At 67.6% G+C, this 18,721-nt stretch carries 15 protein-coding genes; 7 read left to right on the forward strand and 8 right to left on the reverse strand.

Annotation, left to right across the window (positions count from 1 at the left end):
- Window positions 1-58 precede the first annotated feature (58 nt).
- Entirely contained in the window at window positions 59-1,558 is a 1,500-nt protein-coding gene (locus GWI72_RS09075) for a CoA-acylating methylmalonate-semialdehyde dehydrogenase (RefSeq protein WP_161708435.1), read from the reverse strand.
- A 194-nt stretch (window positions 1,559-1,752) separates the two neighbouring features.
- Between GWI72_RS09075 and GWI72_RS09080 the strand changes: the two genes are divergently transcribed.
- The gene (locus GWI72_RS09080; protein WP_161708436.1) at window positions 1,753-2,634 is read left to right on the forward strand and encodes a LysR substrate-binding domain-containing protein; all 882 of its coding nucleotides are present in this window, start codon (window positions 1,753-1,755) and stop codon (window positions 2,632-2,634) included.
- On the opposite strand, the gene GWI72_RS09085 is transcribed toward GWI72_RS09080, so the two are convergent.
- The gene (locus tag GWI72_RS09085; protein ID WP_161708437.1) at window positions 2,606-3,169 is read right to left on the reverse strand and encodes an AAA family ATPase; all 564 of its coding nucleotides are present in this window, start codon (window positions 3,167-3,169) and stop codon (window positions 2,606-2,608) included. The two genes, GWI72_RS09080 and GWI72_RS09085, sit on opposite strands and share 29 nt — an antisense overlap.
- 125 nt (window positions 3,170-3,294) lie before the next feature.
- Here GWI72_RS09085 and GWI72_RS09090 point away from each other — a divergent pair, with 125 nt between their 5' ends.
- Window positions 3,295-4,221: a pirin family protein gene (locus GWI72_RS09090; protein ID WP_161708438.1), complete on the forward strand. Its 927-nt coding sequence runs from the start codon at window positions 3,295-3,297 to the stop codon at window positions 4,219-4,221.
- Here the strand turns inward: GWI72_RS09090 and GWI72_RS19915 are convergent.
- Window positions 4,199-5,404, reverse strand: coding sequence for a DUF6030 family protein (locus tag GWI72_RS19915; RefSeq protein WP_179956046.1), 1,206 nt, complete (start codon window positions 5,402-5,404; stop codon window positions 4,199-4,201). The two genes, GWI72_RS09090 and GWI72_RS19915, sit on opposite strands and share 23 nt — an antisense overlap.
- Before the next feature lie 185 nt (window positions 5,405-5,589).
- Here GWI72_RS19915 and GWI72_RS09095 point away from each other — a divergent pair, with 185 nt between their 5' ends.
- From GWI72_RS09095 to GWI72_RS09115, 5 genes are all read left to right on the forward strand, one after another.
- Window positions 5,590-6,870, forward strand: coding sequence for an acetylornithine deacetylase/succinyl-diaminopimelate desuccinylase family protein (locus GWI72_RS09095; RefSeq protein ID WP_161674153.1), 1,281 nt, complete (start codon window positions 5,590-5,592; stop codon window positions 6,868-6,870).
- 29 nt (window positions 6,871-6,899) lie between these two features.
- Entirely contained in the window at window positions 6,900-8,399 is a 1,500-nt protein-coding gene (locus GWI72_RS09100) for an ABC transporter substrate-binding protein (protein WP_209000138.1), read from the forward strand.
- 83 nt (window positions 8,400-8,482) lie between these two features.
- Complete coding sequence (locus tag GWI72_RS09105) at window positions 8,483-9,430, forward strand: ABC transporter permease (RefSeq protein WP_161674157.1); 948 nt, start codon at window positions 8,483-8,485, stop codon at window positions 9,428-9,430.
- Window positions 9,427-10,248: an ABC transporter permease gene (locus tag GWI72_RS09110; RefSeq protein ID WP_161708440.1), complete on the forward strand. Its 822-nt coding sequence runs from the start codon at window positions 9,427-9,429 to the stop codon at window positions 10,246-10,248. The genes GWI72_RS09105 and GWI72_RS09110 overlap by 4 nt, the downstream gene beginning before the upstream one ends.
- Window positions 10,245-11,891 (forward strand): ABC transporter ATP-binding protein, encoded by a 1,647-nt coding sequence (locus GWI72_RS09115; RefSeq protein WP_161708441.1) that lies wholly within the window; start codon window positions 10,245-10,247, stop codon window positions 11,889-11,891. Before GWI72_RS09110 ends, GWI72_RS09115 begins: the two co-directional genes overlap by 4 nt.
- Window positions 11,892-11,971: 80 nt before the next feature.
- Here GWI72_RS09115 and GWI72_RS09120 read toward each other — a convergent pair whose 3' ends face one another.
- Genes GWI72_RS09120 through GWI72_RS09140 form a run of 5 tightly spaced genes read right to left on the reverse strand, consistent with a single transcriptional unit; the run spans window position 11,972 to window position 18,645 of the window.
- A complete protein-coding gene (locus tag GWI72_RS09120) occupies window positions 11,972-12,565 on the reverse strand; it encodes a class I SAM-dependent methyltransferase (RefSeq protein ID WP_161674162.1) in 594 nt (197 codons plus the stop codon).
- Between the two features lie 47 nt (window positions 12,566-12,612).
- Complete coding sequence (locus tag GWI72_RS09125; protein ID WP_161674164.1) at window positions 12,613-13,785, reverse strand: ABC transporter permease; 1,173 nt, start codon at window positions 13,783-13,785, stop codon at window positions 12,613-12,615.
- Window positions 13,782-14,807, reverse strand: coding sequence for an ABC transporter permease (locus GWI72_RS09130; RefSeq protein ID WP_161674167.1), 1,026 nt, complete (start codon window positions 14,805-14,807; stop codon window positions 13,782-13,784). Before GWI72_RS09130 ends, GWI72_RS09125 begins: the two co-directional genes overlap by 4 nt.
- A 50-nt stretch (window positions 14,808-14,857) precedes the next feature.
- On the reverse strand, window positions 14,858-16,765 hold the full coding sequence (locus tag GWI72_RS09135; RefSeq protein ID WP_161674169.1) for an ABC transporter substrate-binding protein: 1,908 nt from the start codon (window positions 16,763-16,765) through the stop codon (window positions 14,858-14,860).
- Window positions 16,762-18,645: a dipeptide ABC transporter ATP-binding protein gene (locus tag GWI72_RS09140; RefSeq protein WP_161674171.1), complete on the reverse strand. Its 1,884-nt coding sequence runs from the start codon at window positions 18,643-18,645 to the stop codon at window positions 16,762-16,764. The genes GWI72_RS09135 and GWI72_RS09140 overlap by 4 nt, the downstream gene beginning before the upstream one ends.
- Window positions 18,646-18,721 lie beyond the last annotated feature (76 nt).

Genomic DNA, 18,721 nt, shown 5'->3' on the forward strand with positions numbered 1-18,721 from the left:
ATACCAAAACAACAAAGGGCGGCCGGTGGCCGCCCTTTGCACATCTTGGAAGGCTGGTTCAGCGCATCGTCGGGATGACGAATTCGGCGCCGTTCTTGATGCCCGACGGCCAGCGCGAGGTGACCGTCTTGGTGCGGGTGTAGAACTTGAAGGCGTCCGGGCCGTGCTGGTTCAGGTCGCCGAAGCCGGACTTCTTCCAGCCGCCGAAGGTGTGGTAGGCGAGCGGAACCGGGATCGGAACGTTGATGCCGACCATGCCGATGTTGATACGGGTCGAGAAGTCGCGGGCGGCGTCGCCGTCGCGGGTGAAGATCGCCGCGCCGTTGCCATACTCGTGGCTCATCGGCAGGTCGATGGCTTCCTCGTAGGTCTTGGCACGCACCACCGAGAGGACCGGACCGAAGATTTCGGTCTTGTAGATGTCCATTTCCTTGGTGACGTTGTCGAACAGGCAGCCGCCGATGAAGTAGCCGTTCTCGTAGCCCTGCATCTTAAAGTTCCGGCCATCGACCACGAGCTTGGCGCCCTGCTCGACCCCCTTGTCGACCAGACCCTTGACGCGGGTATAGGCGTCCTTGGTGACGAGCGGACCGAAGTCGACATCATTACCGGCGGTGTAAGGTCCGATCTTCAGTGCCTCGACGCGCGGGGCCAGCTTCTCGATCAGGCGGTTGGCGGTGTCCTCGCCGACCGGAACGGCGACCGAGATCGCCATGCAGCGTTCACCGGCCGCGCCGTAGCCGGCGCCGATCAGGGCGTCGACGGCCTGGTCCATGTCGGCATCCGGCATGATGATCATGTGGTTCTTGGCGCCGCCGAAGCACTGCACGCGCTTGCCGGCCGCGCAACCGCGCGAGTAGACATACTGCGCGATCGCGGTGGAACCGACGAAGCCGACGGCCTGGATGGTCTCGTCATCGAGGATGGCGTCGACGCTGTCCTTGTCGCCGTTGACGACGTTGAGGATGCCAGCCGGCAGGCCGGCTTCCAGCATCAGCTCGGCCAGCATCATCGGCACGGACGGGTCACGCTCGGACGGCTTCAGGATGAAGGCGTTGCCGGCGGCGATGGCCGGGCAGAACTTCCACATCGGGATCATCGCCGGGAAGTTGAACGGGGTGATGCCGGCCACGACGCCCAGCGGCTGGCGCATGGAGTACATGTCGATGCCCGGGCCGGCGCCTTCGGTGAACTCGCCCTTCATCAGGTGCGGCACACCGATGCAGAACTCGGCCACTTCCAGGCCGCGGATCACGTCGCCCTTGGCGTCCGGAATGGTCTTGCCGTGCTCGCGGGACAGGGCCTCGGCCAGCTTGTCCATGTCGCGGTGCAGGAGGTCGACGAACTTCATCAGCACGCGGGCGCGCTTCTGCGGGTTCTGGGCGGCCCAGGCCGGCTGGGCGGCTGCGGCGTTCTCGACGGCGGCACGCATCTCGGCCCTGGTGGCGAGCGCGACCTGCGCCTGCACTTCACCGGTGGCCGGGTTGTAGACGTCGGCAAACCGGCCCGACGTGCCTTCGACGTGCTTGCCGCCGATGAAATGTCCGATCTTCTTCATGGGCTTCCTCCTGAGCGCGAGCCGGGTCCTCGGGAGGGGCCCGTTGTTCGCCTGGCCCTTGTCTTGCGCCTTTCTTTTTGCAAAGACAACGGCGCAGTTTCCGCATCCGTTGTGCGTGAATTATAGTGCAAGCTGGACCAGGCCGCCGTGTCGCGGCCGTGTCGCAAATTGTCCTGCAATGACCGGAGTTTGTCGTGGATTGGGATGACATTCGGGTGTTTCTCGCCATCGCCCGCAGCGGCCAGATCCTGGGCGCGGCGCGCCGGCTCGGCCTCAACCACGCCACCGTCGCCCGCCGCCTGACCGCGCTGGAAGAGGCGCTGAAGACCCCGCTGGTCGAACGCGGCACCACCGGCTGCAGCCTGACGGTCGCCGGCGAACGCTTTCTCCAGTCGGCCGAACGCATGGAAGCGGAGTTCCAGGCCGCCCGCTCGGACCTGACCGACACGGAGATCGACGTCTCCGGCACGGTCCGCATCGGCGCGCCCGACGGCTTCGGCGTTGCCTTCCTCGCCCCGCGCCTTGGCGAACTGACCGCCCGCCATCCCGGCCTGACGATCCAGCTGGTGCCGGTGCCGCGCTCCTTCTCGCTGTCGCGGCGCGAGGCCGACATCGCGGTGACCATCGACCGGCCCGACACCGGGCGCCTGGTCGCGGCCAAGCTCGTCGACTATGCCCTCGGCCTTTATGCCTCAAGGGCTTACGTCGAAAGGCGCGGGCTCCCCGGCCAGACTTCGGAGCTGCGGGACCATGATCTCGTCGGCTATGTCGAGGACCTGCTCTATTCGCCCTCGCTCAATTATGGCGCCGAGATCGTCCGCGACTGGTCGGCCCGGTTCGAGATCGCCTCGGCGCTCGGCCAGACCGAAGCGGTGCGGTCCGGGGCCGGCATCGGCATCCTGCATGCCTTCATTGCCCGCAAGGACCCCTCCCTGGTGCCGGTCCTGCCGCAGGTCCGGCTGACCCGGGCCTACTGGATGGTGACGCACGAAAGCTCGCGGCCGCTGCGCCATGTGGCGGCAGTGCAGGATTTCCTGCGCGACCTCGTCACCCGCGACCGGGCGATGTTCCTGTAACCGCCTGTCTGCGCTGTTCTTTTTCGAGCGCAGCCAGAAACTGCCGGACCTCCTTCAGGCGGGTGAAGCGGTGCAGGGTCAGGTGCGCCGGTGGCGATTGCCAGACCTCGAGCAGCTTCGCCCGCGACGAATGCCGCGTGTCCCAGATGAACTTCAGGAACTCGACCGTCCGGCCGTTGAACTGCTCCGGACAGCCCTCCGGCAGGTCCGGCCGGCTCTGGCCGCGATAGACCCAGCTGCGCCGCAGCACGCGAATTGTGCGCAAGGTCACGGGCACATCCAGCCAGATGAAGGTGTCCGCCCGGGCGATCCGTTCGGGATAGGTGCGCGAATGCCCGCCCTCGAAGATCCAGCGGTCCTGCCGGTGAACCTCGCTGCTCAGGCGGTCCTTCTCGTGCTTGCTGCGTTCCACCCACCCCGGCTGCCAATGGATCTGGTCCATATGAAACACCGGCAGCCCGGTCCGCGTCCCCAGCTCCCGGGCCAGTGTGCTTTTTCCCGAGCCGGGGCCTCCGACAATCATCACGCGTTGCATGGCATCCTCGCGGAGGGTCCGCCTTCGGGGTGGAAACGGACTGTTCAATGGACAGTCGGGACAAGGCTGGCCACCTTACCCGTGAACTGTGACAGCTGCCGAACGCGGCTGAAAGGAGACAGACCATGAGCTGGTTGAATGCGCCCGACCCGGTTCCGGGGGATGCTGCAAGCTGCGATCCGATCGACACGATCATCATGCCGCGCACGTCGGATCTCGGCGGCTTTGAAGTGCGCCGTGCCCTGCCCTCGTCGCGGCGGCGCATGATCGGCCCCTTCATCTTCTTCGACCAGATGGGCCCGGCCGAACTGCTGGTCGGCGGCGGCGTTGATGTCCGCCCGCATCCGCACATCGGCCTTGCCACCGTCACCTATCTCTTCGACGGCGAGATCTATCACCGCGACAGCCTTGGGTCCGACCAGCTGATCACGCCGGGCGAGCTCAACTGGATGTCGGCCGGACGCGGCATTGTCCATTCCGAGCGGGAACGGGCGGAACGCAAGCTGGCCCCACGCCCCCTGTTCGGCATCCAGAGCTGGGTCGCCCTGCCCGTGCATCTGGAGGAAACGGAGCCCGACTTTGCCCATTACGGCGCTGACCGGCTGCCGCTCCTGAACGACCAGGGCGCCACGGTGCGGCTGATCGCGGGTTCCCTCTATGGCGAGACCTCACCGGCCCGCACGGCGAGCGAGCTGTTCTACGCCGATGTCTCGCTGGAGGCGGGCGCCCGCATCCCGCTCGACGCCAGCCACGAGGAGCGGGGGCTCTACACCGTTGGCGGCGAGATCGAGATTGCCGGCCAAACCTTCGGGCCGGCGCAGCTTCTGGTGTTCAAGCCCGGCGACCGGCTGGAGATCCGGGCGACGGCGGCCGGTCCGGCGCGGTTCATGCTTTTGGGCGGGGCGCCGATGGATGGCCGGCGCTACATCTGGTGGAACTTCGTCTCCTCGTCGAAGGAGCGGATCGAGCAGGCCAAGGAAGACTGGCGCCGCGGCCGCTTCGACATCGTGCCCGGCGACGAGAGCGAGTTCATTCCGCTGCCGGCGGACTGACCAGCGCCGAGCCATCGGTTGGGGACGGCGGCTCGCTGCCGTCCGGCGTGATGCCGACGAGCGGTGGATAGGCGGTGTCGAGCGGCGGCAGGCCCGCATCGGCCGCCGGCTCCGGCCCCGCGCCGCCCTCGGGCGGAAAGGCCACCAGCGGGCGGAACTCGATCGGACCGAAGGCCTGCACCGGTCCGCCCCCGAGCCCGTCTCCAAGTCCGTCTCCAGGCCCGTCGCCGAGCCCGTCTCCAAGCCCCTCTCTGGCGGCCCGGGTGGCGGCGGCATCCTGCGGCGCCAGCGCGGCGCCAGCCGCAGCCGGCGGCGTGCCGGCGGTCGCCTCGAACCGCGTCGGGCGGATGTGATCCGGCGGAGAGAACTCGATGATCACGTTGAGGCGATCCCGGGCGAGCGGATCCCCGGTCAGCCCCGGATCCTCGGTCGCCACCTCGAACCGCACCCCGCGTTCCGTCAGTTCAAGGCCGCGCATGTCGGAAATCGCGCGCAGGACGGCCGGCGGAAACTCCCAGGCGTAGCGGCGCGACAGGGCATCCAGCACCTTGCGGGCCATGCTGCGCCCCTCGGCCGCCGTGCGCGGGTTGGCCGCGTTCAGCTTCAGACGCAGGTAATCGACCCGCTCGGCCGTGCCGCGCAGCAGAAAGAACAGGGTGGTCGGCTCGCGGTCGACATCCGGAGCCCCGACGCTGACGAGATCCGAGCTGCATTGCCAGCGGTCCGGACGAAAGGGCGCAACCGTCCAGCCGGAGTTGGGCAGGCCGAGCATGGCCAGCTCCGCGCAGAGATCGCCCGGCGACCCGGCAAAGGTCAGTTTCAGCGCAGCCGGCAACTCGGGCACCGGTGCGGTCAGGCGCGCCTGGAGGTCACCGGGCAAGGGCGCCAGCGGATCAGGCAGGACAGCAGCAGGGGCGGCTGCGGGCGCGGAAGGCGGCACGCGTGCGAACTGCCAGTCGGTGGCAAGACCGCCTGCAAGGCCCGCCGCCCCGGCCAGAATCGCCACGGGCACGCTGGCCAGCACGACCTTGCGCAGGTCCCAGCGGCGCGCACGCCCGGGCACGGGCTCCGGCTCGGGCGGCGCGGCATCGCCCCAGATCATCCTGCGCTTGTCGGCGCGCATGGAGGCCCGGAACCGATCAAGCGGCCGGTAACGTCTCCTGGTCTTCTGCGCCTCTTTCATGAACTCACGACTGCCGAACGAGGATCCCGGGACCGAGCCGGGCATGCACTGCCCCGACTATCCCAAGCGCTTGGTGCCACGCAAGGCCGGCAGAAATGCGACGCTGTCCGTTTTGCGCTTCCCTTCGTGTCAACAACCGATACACTCCTGTTAAAGTTGCGAAGGTGCTCGGACCGGAGTGATGGATGCTGGCAGCGCTGCAAGCAAGAATCGAGGGCAAACGTGCCGAACTGGTGGCCCTGACGCAGGACCTGGTCCGCATTCCGACGGTCAATCCCCCCGGCGAAGATTACACGCCCTGCGCGCAGCTGATCGGTGAACGGCTGCGCCGGCGCGGCTTCGAGATCGCCTATATCCGGGCGGAGAACACGCCCGGCGACAGCGACCGCCATCCGCGCACCAATGTGATTGCCCGGCGCAGCGGCGCGCGGCCCGGTCCTTGCGTGCATTTCAATTCCCACATCGACGTGGTCGAGGCCGGACACGGCTGGACCGTTGATCCCTTTGCCGGCCTCGTGCGCGACGGCAAGGTCTACGGACGCGGCACCTGCGACATGAAGGGCGGGCTTGCCGCCTCGATCATCGCGGTCGAGGCGCTGATCGAGCTGTGGCCGGACTTTTCCGGGGCGATCGAGATTTCCGGCACGGTGGACGAGGAATCCGGCGGGCTCGGCGGCGTCGCGCATCTGGCCCGGATGGGACTGTTCTCCAAGCCCCGCGTTGACCACGTGATCATCCCCGAACCGCTCAACAAGGACCGGATCTGTCTTGGACACCGGGGCGTGTGGTGGGCGGAGATCGAGACGCACGGGTCCATCGCGCACGGGTCCATGCCGTTTCTGGGCGATTGCGCGGTGCGCCACATGGGCGCGGTGATGGAGGCCTTCGAGCAGGAGCTTTTCCCGAAGCTCGCGGCCAAGCACACCTCGATGCCCGTGGTGCCAGAGGGGGCAAAGTCCTCGACGCTGAACATCAACTCCATCCACGGCGGCCAGCCGGAGGGCTTCGGGGGGCTGCCGAGCCCCTGCGTGCCCGACAGCTGCCGGATGGTGATCGACCGTCGCTTCCTGATCGAGGAACATCTCGACGAGGTGAAGGGCGAGGTCGTGGCGATCCTGGACCGGCTGAGCGCGACACGGCAAGGCTTCCGCTATTCGCTCAAGGATCTGCTGGAAGTCATTCCGACCATGACCGACCGTCAGGCCCCGGTGGTGCGGGCCGTCGCTGAGGCCATCGAGACCGTGCTGGACCGGCCGGCAGACTACGTGATCTCGCCCGGAAGCTATGACCAGAAGCACATTGCCCGCATCGGGCATCTGCATGACTGTATTGCCTATGGCCCGGGCATCCTGGACCTGGCGCACCGGCCGGACGAATTCGTGGTGATCGACGACATGGTGGACAGCGCCAGGGTGATGGCACAGGCGGCGCATGCGCTGTTGTCGGGAGCAGCGGGCCACGGCTGACCGGCGCAACAAGGGGGGAAGAGGACATGATGCACACCCGGGGATCGCATCTGCGAGCGGCGGCGCTGGCCGGCCTGTCCGTGCTGGCACTTCTGGGCGCAGGCCCGGCGGAGGCCGCCAAGACCAGCGTCACGCTCGGCGTGCGGCTGGAGCCACCGCATCTCGACCCGACGGCCGGGGCGGCGGCAGCCATCGACGAGGTGGTCTTCATCAACCTGTTCGAGGGCCTGACGCAGGTCGACCGCGACGGCACCGTCAAGCCGGTGCTGGCCGAGAGCTGGACGATCTCGCCCGACGGCAAGACCTACACCTTCAAGCTGCGCAGCGGCGTGACATTCCACGACGGCACGGCGTTCGACGCCGAGGACGTGAAGTTCTCGCTGGAGCGCGGCAAGGCGGCCGACAGCGCCAACGCCCAGAAGGCCCGCTTCGAGCAGATCGAAAGCGTCGAGGTGCTTGGCCCGACCGAGGTCAGGGTGACCCTGACGCAACCGGTGGGGGACTTCCTCATCTTTCTCGGCACGGGGGATGCGGTGATGGTGGCACCGGAAACGGCGGCCGGCAACAAGGCGCAGCCGGTCGGCACCGGTCCCTTCCGCTTCGGCCAGTGGGTGCAGGGCGACAAGGTCGAACTCAGCCGCAGCCCCGCCTACTGGGGCACGCCGGTGAAGCTGGAGACGGCAACCTTCAAGGTGATCGCCGACAATGCGGCCGCCTTCTCGGCGATGATGGCCGGGGACGTGGACGGGTTCCCGATCTACAACGCGCCGGAGAACCTGCCGCAGTTTGCCGCCGATCCGCGCTTTGCCGTGGTGGTGGGCACGACGGAGGGCGAGACGATCCTGTCGACCAACAACGCGCGCGCGCCCTTCTCGAACCTGAAGGTACGCCAGGCGATTGCCCATGCGATCGACCGCAAGGCGCTGATCGACGGGGCGATGTTCGGCTATGGCACGCCGATCGGCACGCATTTCGCCCCGCATCACCCGGCCTACCGCGACCTGACCGGCACCTATCCCTATGACCTCGACAAGGCCAGGGCGCTGCTGGCCGAGGCCGGGTATCCGGATGGCTTCAAGGCAACGCTAAAGCTGCCGCCTCCGACCTATGCCCGGCGGGGCGGCGAGATCCTCGCGTCGGACCTGAAGAAGATCGGCATCGAGCTGGAGCTGATCCCGCTCGAGTGGGCGCAGTGGCTGGAGCAGGTGTTCAAGGGCAAGGACTATGACCTGTCCATCGTCTCGCACACCGAGGCAAACGACATCAACATCTATGCCCGGGACGACTATTACTTCAACTACAACAACCCCGAGCTGAAGGCGCTGATGGCCAGGCTCGACGCCACCAGCGACGAGGCGGCGCGCACCGCGCTTTACGGCGAAGCGCAGGAGATCATCACCCGGGATGCGGTGAACGGCTTCCTGTTCCAGCTCGCCAAGACCGGGGTCTGGGACGCCAGGCTGAAGGGCCTGTGGGAAAACGCGCCGGTTCAGGCCAACGACCTGACCGGGGTCTACTGGGAAGACTGAGACGGCACGGGGCAAGAAAGGGGACGGGGCAGGACCATGAGGAACCCGGCGCGCGCGACAGCGGCCGGGCGGCAGGATGCGGCATGGCGCAGTTCCTGATCCGCCGGCTGATCAGCCTTGGCCTGACGCTGCTGCTGGCAGCGCTGGTGGTGTTCGTGGTGCTGGAGATCCTGCCCGGGGACCCGGCACGGCTGATGCTGGGCCTTGAGGCGCGCGAGGACACGGTCCAGGCGCTGCGCGAGCAGATGGGTCTGAACCGGCCCGTGGTCGAGCGGTTCCTGCTGTGGATCGGCGGGCTGGCCACCGGAGATCTCGGCGTCAGCTACACCTATTCGGTGCCCGTGGCCGATCTGGTGGCGGCCCGGCTGCCGGTGACCCTGCCGCTGGCGGTGATGGCGCTCGTGCTGGCGCTGGTGCTGGCGCTGCCGGCCGGCATCTGGGCGGCCAGCCGGCGCGGCCAGGCGGCCGACACCGGCCTGATGGCGCTGACGCAGGTGGGCATCGCCATCCCGAACTTCTGGTTCGCGATGCTGCTGGTCTTCGTCTTCGCCGTGACGCTGCGCTGGGTGCCTTCGGGCGGCTTTCCGGGATGGGAGGCCGGCGTCGGGCCGGCGCTGACCGCCCTGATGCTGCCGGCGGTGGCACTGGCCCTGCCGCAGGCGGCGATCCTGACGCGGGTGATGCGTTCGGCGCTGATCGACACGCTCGGCGAGGACTACGTGCGCACGGCACGCGCCAAGGGCCTGAGCCAGCGGGCAGCGCTGTGGGGCCATGCGCTGCGCAACGCGCTGATCCCGGTCCTGACGATCCTCGGCCTGCAGTTCGCCTTCCTGATCACCGGCACGATCATCATCGAGAATGTCTTCTACCTGCCCGGCATCGGCCGGCTGATCTTCCAGGCGATCACCCAGCGCGACCTGATCGTGGTCAAGAGCGTCGTGGTGCTGCTGGTGGCCCTTGTCATCCTGGTGACGTTCCTTGTCGAGATCGCCTATGCGATCGCCGACCCGAGACTGAGGCGGCGGACATGACCCGCGCGCATGCTTCCCTCGCCATTGGCGCGATGCTGACGCTGCTGGTGACACTTGCCGCCGCCCTGTCGCTGGTCTGGACGCCGCATCCGATCGACACGCTCGACGTCGCCTCGCGGCTGCAGGGCCCCTCGCTGGCGCATCCGCTGGGCACGGACCAGTACGGACGCGACCTGCTGTCGATGCTGATGGTGGGCGCGCGCACCTCGATTGCGGTGGCGCTGGTGGCCGTCGGCATCGGCTTCGGCGTCGGCGTGCCGCTCGGGCTGATGGCGGCGCGGCGCGGCGGGCTCATCGACGAGGCGGTGATGCGCTTCAATGATCTCGTCTTTGCCTTCCCTGCCCTGCTGTCGGCGGTGCTGATCACGGCGCTGATGGGGCCGGGAGCCTTCAACGCGATCCTGGCGATCGGCCTCTTCAACATTCCGGTCTTTGCCCGGGTGGCGCGCGGGGCGGCGCTGGCGCTGTCCTCGCGCGAGTATCTGATGGCGGCGCGGGTGGCCGGCAAGGGCGAGGTGCGGATCACGCTCGAACATGTGCTGCCGAACATCGCAAGCCTGCTGATCGTCCAGGCGACGATCCAGTTCTCGCTCGGCATCCTCGCCGAGGCGGGACTGTCCTATGTCGGTCTCGGGGCCCAGCCGCCGCTCACGAGCTGGGGGCGGATGCTGAACGAGGCGCAGACCATGATGGCCTTCGCGCCGCAGCTGGCGCTCTATCCTGGCCTCGCCATCGTGCTCACCGTCATCGGGCTGAACCTGCTCGGCGACGGTCTGCGCGACCTGACCGATCCCCGCCTGAACCGGAGGTCGGCATGACACCCCTGCTTCAGCTCGACCGCGTGTCCCTGTCGATCGGGGCAACGCCGATCCTCAAGTCCCTGTCCTTCGCGCTCCAGGCCGGGGACACGCTCGGGCTGGTGGGCGAAAGCGGCTCGGGCAAGTCGCTCACCGCCCTGTCGATCCTGCGTCTTCTGCCCAGGGGCGCCAGACTGGGCGGTGCCATCCGGCTTAACGGCCGCGATCTCGTCGCCGCAAGCGAACGGGACATGTGCGCCATCCGCGGCAACGAGATCGCGATGATCTTCCAGGAGCCGATGACCGCGCTCAATCCGGTGAAGACGATCGGCGCACAGGTGGCGGAAAGCCTCGTCGTCCACGGCAAGGAAGCCCGGGGGGCGGCCGGGCGCGAGGCGCGCCGCCTGCTCGACCGCGTCGGGCTTGCGGGAAGCCGGGTGTCGCCTGAGCGCTACCCGCACGAGCTTTCGGGCGGCCAGCGCCAGCGTGTGGTGATCGCCATGGCGATCGCCTGCCGGCCGAAACTGCTCATCGCCGACGAACCGACGACCGCGCTCGACGTCACGATCCAGGCGCAGATCCTTGACCTCCTGCGCGAGATCCAGCGGCAGGACCGGATGGCCCTGATGCTGATCAGCCATGATCTGGCCGTGGTCGCCGACATGGCCGACCAGGTGCTGATCCTGAAGGACGGGGCGGAGGTGGAACGCGGCCCGACGACGGCGCTGTTCCGCGGCTTCCGCGCCCCCTACTCGCAAGCCCTCATCGCCGCCTCCGCGCATGTGCCGGACCGGCTTGCGGCCCGCGTGAGCGTCAGGCCGGCGGAGCCGCTGCTCGAGGTCAGCCGGCTGACGGTCGACTACGACCTGCCCGGTCAGGGTTTCTTCGGTCGCCTGGCCGGACGGAAGGGACGCATGCGGGCGGTGTCGGGCGTGAGCTTCACGGTGGCAGCCGGGGAAAGCGTTGGCCTGGTGGGCGAATCCGGCTGCGGCAAGTCCACCCTCGCCCGCACCCTGCTCGGTCTCCAGCGCCCGACCGAGGGCAGCGTTCGCCTCGACGGGGACGACCCGCATGGCTTGCGCGGTCAGGCGCTGCGCGACCTGCGGCGGAAGGTCCAGGCGGTGTTCCAGGATCCCTATGGCAGTTTCGACCCGCGCCAGCCGGTGGCGCGGGCGGTTGCCGAGCCGCTGCACCTGCTGTCCGGACTGACGGCGGCGGAGCGCCGTCGCCGTGTCAGCGAAGCGCTCGTGTCGGTCGGCCTGTCCCCCCGCGATGGCGACAAGTATCCGCACGAGTTCTCGGGTGGCCAGCGCCAGCGCATCGGCATCGCGCGGGCGCTCGTCACCCGGCCACGGCTGATCATTGCCGATGAGCCCGTCTCGGCGCTCGACGTCTCCATCCGGGCGCAGATCCTCGATCTGCTGGCACGCCTGCAGGACCAGTTCGGCCTCAGCTACCTGTTCATCTCGCATGACCTCGGCGTGGTCAGGGCGATCACGGACCGGGTTCTGGTGATGAATGCCGGGCAGATCGTCGAGGAAGGCGCAACCGCGCGGGTGTTCGACGCGCCGCAGCACCCCTACACGCGGCTGCTTGTCGCCTCCGCCCCACGGCTGGAGACGGTGCTGGCCGCGCGCGAGGCGCGCGAGCGGGAGCTGCGCTGAGACCGGAGACCGCGCCCGGCTCCATGCCCGGCTCCGGGCCCGGCGGAGGCGCAGGCCGGGGGGAGATGCCCGACCTTGCGTCAGCGGACGGGCTTGACCAGACGCAGGCGCCAGGTGACGCCCTTCTTGTCGGAGACGAGACGATAATCGTCGAGCACCTGCCAGCGGGCGGTGTCGTCGGTTGCCTCCCAGAGGCGGGCGATCAGCCGGTTGGCGCCGGATTCCGGACGCTTCGGCGAGTACATCGACAGGGCGATGACGCCATCCCCGGCAAGCCAGGGAACGTAACGGGACACAACCGCGCCCGGATCCTCCGCGAAATGCAGCACCTCGTTGAAGACGATGGCGCTGAACCGCTCGTCCGCCGCAGGCTCGAACGTGTGCATGTCGCCCGCGCGCAGCGAGGCGATCGCAGGATCGACATGCGCAATCTCGAGCGCCTTGGGCGCAAGGTCGACGCCGACATAGTGCTTGAGGCCGAGCGGGGCGAGACGTTCATACAGGAGGCCTTCGCCGCAGCCGATGTCCAGCACCTTGTCGAAGGCCCGGTTGAGCATCAGCCACATGCCGATGATGCCATAGCGGCCGCTCTCGGGCAGGTCGCGCAGGAAGGCCCAGCGGCCGGCCGCGTATTCCTCATCCCAGCCTTCGGCGGTGGTGGCGTTCTTGGACATGATCTTCTCCAGGGCCCGGCGGGCCTCATCGAACAGGCAATCGGGCTTCACTTATAGGGATCGGCCGCGTCACGCAAACCATCCCCCAGGAAATTGAACGCCAGCACGACGATGATGATGGGGATGACCGGGGCCATCAGCCAGGGATAGACCGTCACCACCGAGATGTTCTGCGCCTCGTTCAGCATCACCCCCCAGGACACGGACGGTCGCCGCAGGCCGAGGTTCAGGAACGACAGCGCGGTCTCGCCGAGGATCATGCCCGGGATCGACAGGGTCGCCGAGGCGATGATGTGGCTGGTAAAGCCGGGCAGCAGGTGCTTGGAGATGACGCGCGAGGGCTTGGCCCCCATCAGCACGGCGGCCTGGGCGTATTCCTCCTCGCGCAGGGCGAGGAGCTTGGAGCGGACCGCGCGGGCAAGTCCCGGCCAGTCCAGCAGTCCGAGGATGATGGTCAGGCCAAAATAGATCCAGACCGGGCTCCAGGTCACCGGCAGGGCTGCCGACAGGGCCATCCAGAGGGGCAACTCGGGCAAGGACCGCATGATCTCGATCACGCGCTGGATCAGGCTGTCGACGAAGCCGCCGAAGTAGCCGGCGATGCCGCCGAAGAACAGTCCGAGGACGATCGAGATGGCCACGCCAACCAGGCCGACGGTCAGCGACAGGCGGGCGCCATAGACAAGGCCCGAGAACTGGTCGCGGCCGAGGCGATCCGTGCCCAGAAGATAGAAGGTGCCGCCCTTCGGCGGACAGACCAGATGGAAGTCGGCCTTGAACAGGCCCCAGAACTGATAGTCGTCGCCCGAGCAGAAGAAGCGCAGGGGCATGGGCTTGCGGCGGTCCTCCTCATAGGTCCACTGCAGCGTCTTCATGTCGATCTTCGCCTTCAGCGGATAGACGAAGGGGGTGCGCAGCGATCCCTCATGGAACAGGTGCACACCCTGCGGCGGGGCGAAGAGATACTTGGAATCGCGGGTGTTGGCCTCGTAGGGCGCGATCACCTCGGCGAAGGGCACGCAGAGATAGAACAGGAAGAGAACCACGGCGGACCAGACCGCGACGCGGTGGCGGCGGAACTTCCACCACATGATCTTCCACTGGGACGCCTGGAAGAAGCGCTCCTGCTCCGGCGTCAGCTCCCGGCTGGTGTGGGGGTTGAACGGGGTCGGATCGACGAAATGCTCGCCCGTGCGGTCGTGATGGCCGGTCGTCGTCATGCGGCCGACCTCCCGCCCAGACGGATCCGCGGATCAAGGATGGCCAGCAGGATGTCGGAGACCAGCATGCCGACCAGCGTCAGGACCGCCACGAACAGCAGGATGAAGCCGGCGAGGAACTGGTCCTGGGACTGCAGCGCGTTGAGCAGGACGGGCCCCACTGTCGGAAGGTTCAGCACCACCGACACGATCACCGAGCCGGAGACCAGCGAGGGGATCAGGTTGCCGATGTCGGAGATGAAGGGATTGAGGGCCATGCGCAGCGGGTACTTCATCAGCAGGCGGCCTTCGGACAGGCCCTTTGCCCGGGCCGTGGTGACATACTGCTTGTGCAGCTCGTCGAGCAGGTTCGCCCGCAGGCGACGGATCATCGCGGCCGTACCGGAGGTCCCGATCACGATCGTCGGCACGATCAGATGCGCCATGACCGACATGACCTTGTCCATGCTCCAGGGCTGGTCGATGTACTCCGGCGCCATCAGGCCGCCGACCGACAGTCCGAACCACTTGTTGAAGAAATAGAGCAGGATCAGGCCGAAGAGGAAGTTGGGCGTGGCGAGGCCGATGTAGCCGAGGAAGGTGAAGCCGTAATCGCCCCAGGAGTACTGCCGGGTGGCGGAATAGATGCCGATCGGGAAGGAGACGATGTAGACGAACAGGATGGTCGCGGCATTGAGCACGATCGTCAGCGGCAGCGTCGGGCCAACCACCTCCTGCACCGGCTTGTCGAACTCGAACGACCAGCCCCAGTTGCCCTGGATCAGCCCGTCGAAACCATGCGGCCCCGGCCAGAGGCCGACCCAGATCAGGTACCGCTCGAAGAAGGGCCGGTCGAGCGCGAACTCGGCCCGGAGGAATTCCAGCTTGGCGATGGAGGATGCCTCGCCCGTCGAGCGAAGCACGGCGATCTGGTTGGAGATGTAGTCTCCCGCCGGCAGCTCGATGATGAAGAATGTCAGCAGGCTGATCACAAGCAGCGTCGGGATCATCGTCAGGATCCGGCGCAGGATGTAAATGAGCATTGGGTCCCCCAAGGGTCAGCGGCGGCAGGGGGGACCCTGCCGCCCTGGCCTTACTTCGCGGCGCTGGTGAGCCAGAACTCGTCCATCCGGTGGATGCCGAACTGCGCGCCCGGATCCCAGCCGTAGATTGCCTCGTCCGGAACGTTCTCGAGGCCCTTCACGACCACGGGCTGCGGCACTTCGGAGACCAGACCGATATGGATCGTCTCATCGGCATGGATCTGGAGGATCTCATGCCAGATGGTCTCGCGGGCGGCGGTGTCGGCTGCGCCGAACCAGGCCTGGTACAGCTCGCCCAGACGGGCTGCCGGTGCCCAGTCCGGCTTCTCGCCACCCTTGCCGGCGGTCTCCAGATAGTCGCCCCAGGTCGGCCAGGTCAGCTGGTCGCCACGCGCCGGAACATAGTCGGTGGGCGGCATGTCGGCGGTCGGGATGCCGTTCTCGAAGCCGGTGCCCACGGACATGACCAGCTCGCCCGCCATGGCGCGGTCGCGGATGACGTCGCGCTGGCTCGGCTTGGAGAAGAGCTTGACGCCGATTTCCTTCCAGGTCTCGGCCACCAGCTCCAGCGCATCGACCTCGGTCTGGCTTTCGCCGTTGGTCTCGACGATGATTTCCAGCGGGCGACCATCCGGCAGCAGACGGATGCCGTCGCCGCGGCGGCTGGTCAGGCCGATCTCGTCCAGCAGCGCATTGGCCGCATCCACATCGAAGGACGCCCATTGCGTCCGGTACTCGTCCTTGAACAGCGGGCTCATGCTCAGGACCGTGTCATTGGCCGGCTGGCCGAGACCGAAGTACAGCACCCGGTTGATCATGTCCCGGTCGATGCCGAGGGACAGCGCGCGGCGGAAGCGGGTGTCGCGCAGCAGCTCGCGCCAGACCGGATCCTTGACGGTCAGGTTGGGCAGCAGCGAGATCTCCGAGCCCTTGGTGTTCGGCCACAGCAGCGTCCGATAGCCATGCTGTTCCTCGCCCTGCTTCAGGACGGTGATGTCGGAGAAGGACAGGTTGCGCGCCTGAAGCTCGACCTCGCCGGCCTGGGTCTTGGCCGGGATCAGCTTGCCGTCCGCGACCGTCATGATGACGCGGTCGATGTAGGGGAGCTGCTGTCCGGTCGGATCGACGCGGTGATAGAAGGGATTGCGGACGAGCACGAAGCGCTGGTCGCTGTCGGCCGTGCGACGCACCCAGGGCTGCAGCGACGGCAGGTCCGGGTTCATCGCGTTGTACATGTCGTCCATCTTGTTGTGCAGCGGCGCCCAGTCGCGGACCTTCTGCGCCGCGACACCCTTGGCGATGGCAGCGGGATCGCCGTAGCGGGCGTGGAACTGCTTGAGGTAGTGCGCAGGCCGGTAGATGAAGGGCGGCCGCGACAGGGCAAGCTCCGGCAGGAACAACGGGTTGGGCTGGTCCCAGGTGTAGCGGACGGTCGTCTCGTCAATGACCTCGAACTTCGGCCCCTTGCCGCCCGCCAGCAGGAACGGCGGCAGGCCGGACGGGGTCAGGTCCGGGTTGGAAATCACGTCCTCGAAGTAGTAGCGCAGGTCCTCGGAGGTGAAGGGCGCCCCGTCCGACCACCTGTGTCCCTTGCGCAGCGTGAGCGTGAAGATCCGGCCTTCCTCGACCTTCACGTCCTTGAGAATGTCGGGAACCAGCTCCAGATCCGCCGTGTAGCCGACCAGTCGCGCATAGCCCCAGACGTTGATCAGGCGGACATCGCGCGCCCGCCCGATCAGGGTGTTGACCGTGCCGCCCACGGCACCGACCGTGCGGCCGCGTGTCTCCAGATCGACCACCAGAGGCTCGTCCGGAACGCGCTCGGCCACCGGCGGCAGGTTGGCGTAGCCGAGTGCCTCGAGCCCGGGCGTCTCCTTGAGATCCAGGGCCAGCGCCTGCGCGCTGAACAGACCCGCCAGGGCAAGGGCGGGCAGGCCTAGGGCCGACCAGAATTTCATGCGGCAGTCTCCCTTCGGGCGCCGGCCAGGCCGGGCGCGCAGACAAAGTGTTGGGGCTCGATCTCGACCAGCGTCGGCGCGACCCCCGGGCCCAGGCGGTAGGGCTCCGGCCAGGAGGCGGGATCGGAAGCGCGCTGTGCGCCGAGGGCCGTGAAGTCGAGCGGCGCGTTGAGATCAGGCTCGGGGACGGCTGCCAGCAGCGCGCGGGTGTAGGGGTGGAGCGGGTTGGAGACCACGTTGCGCGTCTCGCCGAGCTCGACCAGCCGGCCGCGGCACATGACGGCGATGCGATCGGCGATATAGTCGACGACGGCAAGGTTGTGGCTGACGAACAGGTAGGTCAGGCCGAGATCGCGCTTCAGGTCCTGCAGCAGGTTGAGGATCTGGGCCTGGACGGACACGTCCAGCGCCGAGGTGGGCTCGTCGCAGAGGATGAACTCGGGATTGAGGGCGAGCGCCCGGGCGATGCCGATGCGCTGGCGCTGGCCGCCGGAGAAGGAGTGGGGATAGCGGCGCAGGTAGCGCGGATCGAGGCCGACGAGGCGCATCAGCTCGCGCACCCGTTCGGCCCGCTCGCCGGCCGTGCCCACATTGTGGATCACGAGGGGTTCGGACAGGATCTCGTTCACCGTCATGCGCGGGTTGAGCGAGGAAAACGGGTCCTGGAAGATGAACTGCGCCTTGCGGCGATAGTCGAGCAGGGCGTCGCCCCGGAGGTCTGCCACGTCGCAGGCCGACTTGCCGCCGTTGTAGCGGATGCTGCCGCCGCAGATCGGGATGGCGCGCAGGACCGCCTTGGCCAGCGTGGTCTTGCCGGAGCCGGATTCCCCCACCAGACCGAGGCACTCCCCCTTGCGGATGGTGAGATTGACGGCATCGAGCGCGGTCATCACCCGCGCCTTGCCGCCGAGGAGACTGCCCTTGCGGATCGAGAAGGTCTTGGTGACATCCCGGATCTCGACCAGCGGCGCGCCCTGTGCGAGCGTCGGCTCGGCCGGCGCCGATGCCCGCAGGTTCGAGGTGTCGACGTGAATGGGACGGATCGGCACCAGCCGCTCGGCCCGGTCCATGTTGAAGCGGGGAACGGCCGACAGGAGCGCCTTGAGATAGTCGTGGCCGGGGGCCTCGAACAGCGCGCGGGCCGGGCCCTTCTCCATGATGCGACCGTGGTAGATCACCACCACGTCGTCGGCCATGTTGGCCACGACGCCGAAGTCGTGTGTGATCATCAGCACCGACATCTGAAGCTCGGACTGGACATCCTTGATGAGCTTGAGGATTTCAGCCTGGATCGTCACATCGAGCGCGGTGGTGGGCTCGTCGGCAATCAGCAGCGCGGGCCGGCAGATCAGCGCCATGGCGATCATCGCGCGCTGGCGTAAGCCCCCGGACAGCTCGAAGGCGTAGTTGTCGAGGGCGCGGGCGGGATCGGGAAACTGCACCAGCCGCAGCATCTCCCGGGTCAGCTCGCGTGCCTCCCCGGGGCCGGCGCCCCGGTGCAGGCGTGCCGCCTCGCCGATCTGGTCGCCGATCGTGTGCAGCGGCGACAGCGAGGTCATCGGCTCCTGGAAGATGATCGCCACCTTGTTGCCGCGCAGGTGGCGCATGCGCGGACCCTTGCGGTCCAGCGCGGCGATGTTGACCGGCGGCTCCTGTCCGGCCGGATCGGCCAGCACGACCTCGCCCGAGACGATGCGCGCCGCCGAGGGCAGCAGGCCCATGATCGTCTGCGACACCACCGTCTTGCCGGAGCCGGACTCGCCCACAAGCGCGACGGTGCGGTTCTGGGGGACAACAAAGGACACGTTGTCGACGGCGCGGGTGACGCCTTCGGCAGTATGAAAATCAACGGTCAAGCCATTGATCGACAGGACATTCACGCTCGTCCCTCCCCCAAGAGACTGTTGGTGAAATAGGCAATAGCGTGGCCGGTGGCCGAAAGACAACAACCAATAC

Source organism: Pannonibacter sp. XCT-53 (genome assembly GCF_009915765.1).
In the GTDB taxonomy this organism is placed as follows: Bacteria; Pseudomonadota; Alphaproteobacteria; order Rhizobiales; family Stappiaceae; genus Pannonibacter; species Pannonibacter tanglangensis.